Genomic DNA, 6,000 nt, shown 5'->3' on the forward strand with positions numbered 1-6,000 from the left:
TCAGCTACAGCTCACTACCGAGTCCACGCCCATACTCTTGGCGCCATCACCACATGTTCAACACCGGGTAACTGAGAAGGGGTACGCCACAACGCGACGAACGCGCGCGCCGGTTTCTTTCAAAAACAAGCGCACAAAATGTCACGGCAGGGGTTGTAGGGTCGAAAAAAACTCGCTAAATGCGGCGGCACTGGAAATGACGGAAATTACGTCGCCCATGTGCCGACCTAAATGCAGGTGGACTTGGGCAGAATTCCGATAAAACCAGTGCAAACTACGGTGCCCCTATAGCTCAGCTGGTAGAGCAACTGATTTGTAATCAGTAGGTCCGCGGTTCGAGTCCGTGTGGGGGCACCAATTTTTTCAAAGACTTACGATGCGATCTCATGCTTAACACTCGCTTCGGGTAAGCGTAGGGTAAGCGTAGATGCCGATTTTTCCCTTTACATTCGCCTGATGGTTGTATGACTCTTCAGGCAAGGGAGGAACTGATGGGACACATCAGGCTTGGCACATTGCCTCGGTCCAGGAAGTGGCGCGAGGTCGTTAATCTGATCGCAACCGATGCGTCAGTCGAAGAGATCGCCGAGGCGGCGGCTGAGGCATCCGACAAAGATCTCGCGCGCGCGAGTCGTGACCCTCGGTTTCAGTTTGTAAGTGATCTCCTCGTGAGGCTGCCTTTACTTGCAAGGGCTCCGGGCTTCGAAGACGCTTTGGCTGACTTGGGTATTGCGACGTCGGAACTCGGTTCAGTGACCGGCTTGCTGGCCGGTTTGGATCGTGCCGTTGATGGCAGGAGCTTCGATCTCCGAAGTTCCTCAGATGCAGGAGAATTGGCGAAGGTCGCGCTCTTGGAAAGCCTTTCCGTTCAGCTGCACGACCGGTTGCCATCCCTGTTTGAACCGACACCGCAAGAAATTCGCCAAGCACTCGCGAGTTTCGCCTCGGGCGATGCTTTTGCAAGACTCGCGCGGGATTTCTTTGCCCGGCTGACATACCGCTCTCTAGACTACTATCTGAGCCGGGAACTCGCCAATCACACTGGCGAGGATCGACGTTTTTCCACCGATGCACAGCGAGTGGCATTTCAACAAGCCCTCGCCCAGCACACATTTGAAGTGTCTAGAATTGTCGAAGAATATGCGGGCGGCTGGTATGGTAAAACCGTCTGGCAGAAGCAAGCGCTTGATCGCGATGCAATAGACAAGTTCACAGCTTACGCGTTCAAAAAGATGCGCTCGGAGTTTGGGCGCCGTCGCGCCGTTGCCTGAAGTTGAAGTCAGATGGTTGCCGCCCCTGACAAAAAGCGGCGGTGATGAAGTCCTGCGTCTCGACATTGCTGGCCGCGAAGTCGCAATGACGCTAAGGATTGGACAATTGAACCGTCAATTGGTCGAGGGATTGCAGGATCGTGCGCTCGATTTGCTGGAGATTGCCGCGCTTGTCTATTGCGCGGACGCGGCAGTCAGCCGTGGTGGCCTGGCGGATCAGAAGATGGGTGAGAAGTGGCGCAGACGGTTCGTAGCCACCATGCCGGTACGCGATCTGGATTTCTGGCAACGTGAGAGCGTAGTACAGACTCTGGAAGAAACGTTGATGTTTCTATCCGGCGACCGCTTTGAGTTTTCTTTTTCGACCAAAGACGAACCGGATGCAGAGCGATCGCGCTTCTTCAAATTCGGCCGAAATAGTTCATGGAAGCCCCACCGCGTTCTGATGTTTTCCGGCGGGCTCGATTCCTTTGCGGGCGCTGTGGAAGAAATCGTAGAACAGAAGCATCGGGTTGCTTTGGTCAGTCATGCCTCATCCACGAAAATAGCGCCGGTCCAGAAACGGCTGATATCAGCGTTGAGCAAACGGTACGGACCGGAAACGTGCCGTCACATTCCCATGACCGCCCAGTTGAAGAGCCGATCGACCGCGGAAAGAACGCATCGCACACGCTCATTCTTGTTTGCGGTACTTGGGTCGATCACTGCAACGGCCTTTGGACTGGACCGCGTGTCGTTCCATGAAAACGGGGTCGTGAGCCTCAACCTACCGCCGGTCGGCAACGTCGTTGGAACACGAGCGACGCGAACCACGCATCCAAAGACACTGAAGCTGTTCACCGGTCTTCTGCGGCTTGTTTTCGAGAACGATATGCGCGTCGACAATCCCTACTTCGCGCGCACTAAAGCTGAAGTCGTGGAGCGCATCTCCCAACTTGGGATGGCAGACCAGATCGTTGAGACGCGCAGTTGTGCTGATGTGCATAATCAAACCCATCAATACTTCCATTGTGGGCGCTGTTCGCAGTGTATCGATCGGCGGTTCGCGATGCTTTCAAAGGGGTTGGAGCGATTTGACCCGGAAGATGCCTATCGCGTGGACTTGATGTCGGACGCTCGACCGAACGGCATCGACCGGGAGATGGCGTTGTCCTATGTGCGCAATGCAGTGTTGTTTGAAAACGCCACACCAGATGCACTGATCCGAAATTTCCCCGTTGTGTTGGATGCGGTCAATCATTTCGACAGTCCACCAGATACAGCAATGTCGATGATCGCAGATTTGCTGAACCGCCACGGCAAGGCGGTCACATCGGTTATGCGCAGAACTCTCGAAAGCAAGTCACCAGGCGAGTTCCCAGAACAGAGTTTGCCAAGACTATATGGCGAGATGCAGAGCGCCTTGTCCTTGCCTTTTGTGCCAGCTCCCTCAGTTGATAAAAACGAGAATGAGAAACCACCGCTGACCATAGAAATCGACAAAACCTCACGTTTGGTTTTGATCGGCGAACATATTGAGCTTAAGAAAAACGCCACAGCGGATCTGTTGATCGTTTTGGCTGAAGAGTGGCTCCGCGCAGCAGGCAAAGGTCTCGAACCTTTGGAGTATCCCTGCTTGAAGTCTGGCGACCTCGTCGAAAAATTAGGCGTTGAAACCGACGAAGTCGTTAGGCGGAGAATACTGACCGCGCGAAGAACGATTGCAAAGAGATTCAAGTCCGCTGGTCTGTCAATTGATAAGCCCCAAGAGTTGATCGAAAATCTCTCTTGGCACGGATACCGGCTTGCTCCCGAGCGCGTGGTCATTCGGGTGCGTCACCGGAGCTGATCATTCATCAATAACCGCGTCCTCGTCTGGCAACGGTCCACGGCGGCGAAACCGCCCCATCAGTTCGACCTGACGGCCAGGTGAAACAGAACCATAGGAGCTGAACGTCGTCATCACGTCGTCGTGTCCCATGTTCTGCGACCAGGCTTTATAGTCCTCTGGTGTCCTGCAGTGAAGTTTTGCCAGCTCTGCGATCGTATCTCGCACGCGGTGCGGCGAAAACGGTGGCAGCCCGGCTTTAACGAAAGCTTGCTTGAAGATCCTGGCCGCAGACGACGGGCCGGCCCACGGCTCGCGCGCGATACCTACTGCCTCAAACCGTCTGGACGGGCCAACAGCTACGCGCGTCTTTGGGAACAGTGGGTCCGTGTCCGAGAAAAGAAGGTCCTGACGAAGCTCCGTGATCCAGTCTCGCAGAATCCTTTCGACATCATAACCGAAGGGAAAGAAACTGGTCGTGAAGGACTTTCCAAACTTTGTATCCACGGAACGGCCGTCAAACTGCACGCATTTATTGGCTGGATCGACATGCCCCAGCCGCACGGTGATGGCGGCACCTTCACGTGATCCGGTCAAAAAAAGGAAAGCGATCAGGGTGCGGTCACGGCGCTGGATCACTGTTTCTGCAGGCATGATGGACAACAGGTGGTTTACTTGTTCAGGGGACGGATGCGGCTTCCACAGGGTGCTTCGACGGGCCTGTTCCGATTTGCGATCCGGCGTGAGATAGGCAATGTCTGCGCGCGAGATCCTGGACTTGTACCCCGGTTGGTCCGCCATCCAGTCAAAAAGCTTCATGACATCGCGCAACACTCCGTTGATCGTAGCCGCCGACAGTGGCGCGCCCGTTCGTTCATTGCGCAGACCTTGCAGATGGCGTTTAAACGCGCGCGCCCTTTCTGAATGGAACGCCCTGTAGTCCTTGCCCTTGAGCCATTTATCATAGATGGCAATCGATGCTGCGGCTTTGTCGATCGAAGATTGTGACAGCCCCTTTGCGTCCTTCAGCCAGACAAGGTGTTTGCGCTTGATGCGCAGGTTATCCGAGGTGTGTTTTGGCATGGGTCTCGGGCTCCTCTTTCAAGGTCACTTTTGAATGGGGTTCGGTACAGGACACTAATCTTGGGGAGGCTTGTTGACGTGTGACCTCCAGTTTGGCCTGAATGGCTTCCAGATCTGAACGGCGAATGATCTTGTTCATGACCGCACCACACGTCGGACATAGGGCTGTTACGCGGCCGCTGGAAGCTGTTTCCTGAACATAGTCAGCGATCTTGCCGTCGGGTTCGCGCGGACCTCTGCAGCTGAGGCAGTAGCAGTGATGCAATGCCAACTTGCACCGCGCCTTGCGTTGTCTTTGTCCGAGGAAGTCCTTGAGCACATGTCCTTCGATCAACCAAGGCTTGCTGCTGGTATCAGCCGCAAGTCCGTTGTTCCCAATCCAGCGAATGACGGTCTGGCGATGACAGCCCAAAACGTCCGCCACCTCCCAGACTGTGTAGACAAGGTGCGATTTGACTTTGTATGAGGGGAAGGACTTTGCCATTACACACCCTCCCCGGAAATCGGTCCGCATGTATTCTGGCAGACCTGCGCCTCCTCAAAGGCTTCGATCACGCCTTCATCGTATAAAACGCGCGCGCCGATCTTCAAAAACCTGGGGCCCTTTCCGAGCCAGCGCCACTGCTCCAGCGTCCGCGGCGACATGTGCCACCGCTCCGCCAGCTGATCTTGTGTCAACTTGGGCATATCAACCTCAATTGCTCACTGCGGCACGAGGAAGTTCGGTCCGCTTCTGTTGAACAAAGTGAGAGTTCGGATCTCTAAAATCTGTGGCCGCCGCCAATAAAGGCGTGACACATGCCAGGGCTAAATCATTGATATTATGTGACTTGAATCAGAAAGGTGTGACCCATCCGCAAAATGCGTGACCTTGCCATCCGAATCGCAGGGAGTCAGCGGCTGCAAATGACCCGAAAGCTGACGTTAATCAAAAGTGCTTGGAAGACTGCTTCGAGCCCATTTTAACGGATTCTGCGCTTTGCACGAACGACCAGTTTTACTGCCGATCAAGTGCGAGTTTCACTCCGAGCGCGACAAGAATGCTTCCTCCAATTCTGTTTGCAATGCGATTGGCCGACGACGAGGCTTTGAAAAGCGTGGTAATCTTGTCCGCGAGAATAACGCAGATGGCGTCCGCGCTCGAAAACATAATGTTCACGATCGTCCCCAATATGAGCAGTTGCACCCAAATCGGAAGTACAGCGCTCGGATCTGAGAATTGAGGAAGGAAGGCCACATAAAAGATGGCGGTCTTTGGGTTCAAGACTTCAACCGAAACGCTCTCCCAGAAAGCACGTCTCGCACTTTTTTGACCTGCGACTTGTGGTTGGGTAGCCGTTTCCGCTTTGGTCAAGAACATCGAAATGCCAAGCCAAATCAGATAGGCTGCGCCGGCAAATTTGAGCGCAAGGTACAAGATAGGAATTGCTCGGAATAAGATCGCCAGCCCCACCGCCGCTGCCACGACATGGACGTATCCGCCGATATGTATGCCTAGCGCAGCGAACCAACCTGCGCGACGTCCGCGCGCTATGGTTTGCGCTGCGGCATAAAGGGTAGAAGGACCAGGCATATACGCAAAAATGCTTGTGGCGATCACAAAAGCGATCAAGATTTCAAACGATGGCATAAGTTCAGGACCTTCTCGCAAAATCATATGAAGTTACGTCGAAACGCGCAGCGATCCTAGCGCAAAAAACCTAAGCAGCCTTTCAACATGTGCCTTCAGAAGTCCGCTTCGTCTAAGGTTTGTGGCTGCTGTCAGCGTGAGCTGCAGCGGCGATAAATCTGACAAGGAGGAAAGCGCGGGCAGATTTCGGTGCTATGGGGATTGTGGCT

6 protein-coding genes and 1 tRNA gene are annotated in these 6,000 nt (G+C 54.3%); 3 read left to right on the forward strand and 4 right to left on the reverse strand.

Annotated elements, in window-relative coordinates; translation table 11 throughout:
* Positions 1-281 precede the first annotated feature (281 nt).
* From AVO44_RS03505 to AVO44_RS03515, 3 genes are all read left to right on the forward strand, one after another.
* A tRNA-Thr gene (locus AVO44_RS03505) sits at positions 282-357 on the forward strand.
* 107 nt (positions 358-464) lie between these two features.
* Entirely contained in the window at positions 465-1,271 is an 807-nt protein-coding gene (locus AVO44_RS03510) for a hypothetical protein (protein ID WP_233421906.1), read from the forward strand.
* On the forward strand, positions 1,246-3,099 hold the full coding sequence (locus AVO44_RS03515; RefSeq protein ID WP_233421907.1) for a 7-cyano-7-deazaguanine synthase: 1,854 nt from the start codon (positions 1,246-1,248) through the stop codon (positions 3,097-3,099). Before AVO44_RS03510 ends, AVO44_RS03515 begins: the two co-directional genes overlap by 26 nt.
* Here AVO44_RS03515 and AVO44_RS03520 read toward each other — a convergent pair whose 3' ends face one another.
* The 4 genes from AVO44_RS03520 to AVO44_RS03535 all read right to left on the reverse strand — a co-directional run bounded on the left by AVO44_RS03520 (position 3,100) and on the right by AVO44_RS03535 (position 5,818).
* Positions 3,100-4,161 (reverse strand): tyrosine-type recombinase/integrase, encoded by a 1,062-nt coding sequence (locus tag AVO44_RS03520; protein WP_068332528.1) that lies wholly within the window; start codon positions 4,159-4,161, stop codon positions 3,100-3,102.
* The gene (locus AVO44_RS03525; RefSeq protein WP_068332531.1) at positions 4,139-4,645 is read right to left on the reverse strand and encodes a helix-turn-helix domain-containing protein; all 507 of its coding nucleotides are present in this window, start codon (positions 4,643-4,645) and stop codon (positions 4,139-4,141) included. The genes AVO44_RS03520 and AVO44_RS03525 overlap by 23 nt, the downstream gene beginning before the upstream one ends.
* Positions 4,645-4,848 (reverse strand): helix-turn-helix domain-containing protein, encoded by a 204-nt coding sequence (locus tag AVO44_RS03530; RefSeq protein ID WP_058272705.1) that lies wholly within the window; start codon positions 4,846-4,848, stop codon positions 4,645-4,647. Before AVO44_RS03530 ends, AVO44_RS03525 begins: the two co-directional genes overlap by 1 nt.
* Before the next feature lie 310 nt (positions 4,849-5,158).
* Positions 5,159-5,818, reverse strand: a complete 660-nt coding sequence (locus tag AVO44_RS03535; protein WP_233421908.1) for a LysE family translocator — start codon at positions 5,816-5,818, stop codon at positions 5,159-5,161.
* Between the last annotated feature and the right edge of the window lie 182 nt (positions 5,819-6,000).

The sequence above is a fragment of the Ruegeria profundi genome (assembly GCF_001507545.1).
Taxonomy (GTDB): Bacteria; Pseudomonadota; Alphaproteobacteria; order Rhodobacterales; family Rhodobacteraceae; genus Ruegeria; species Ruegeria profundi.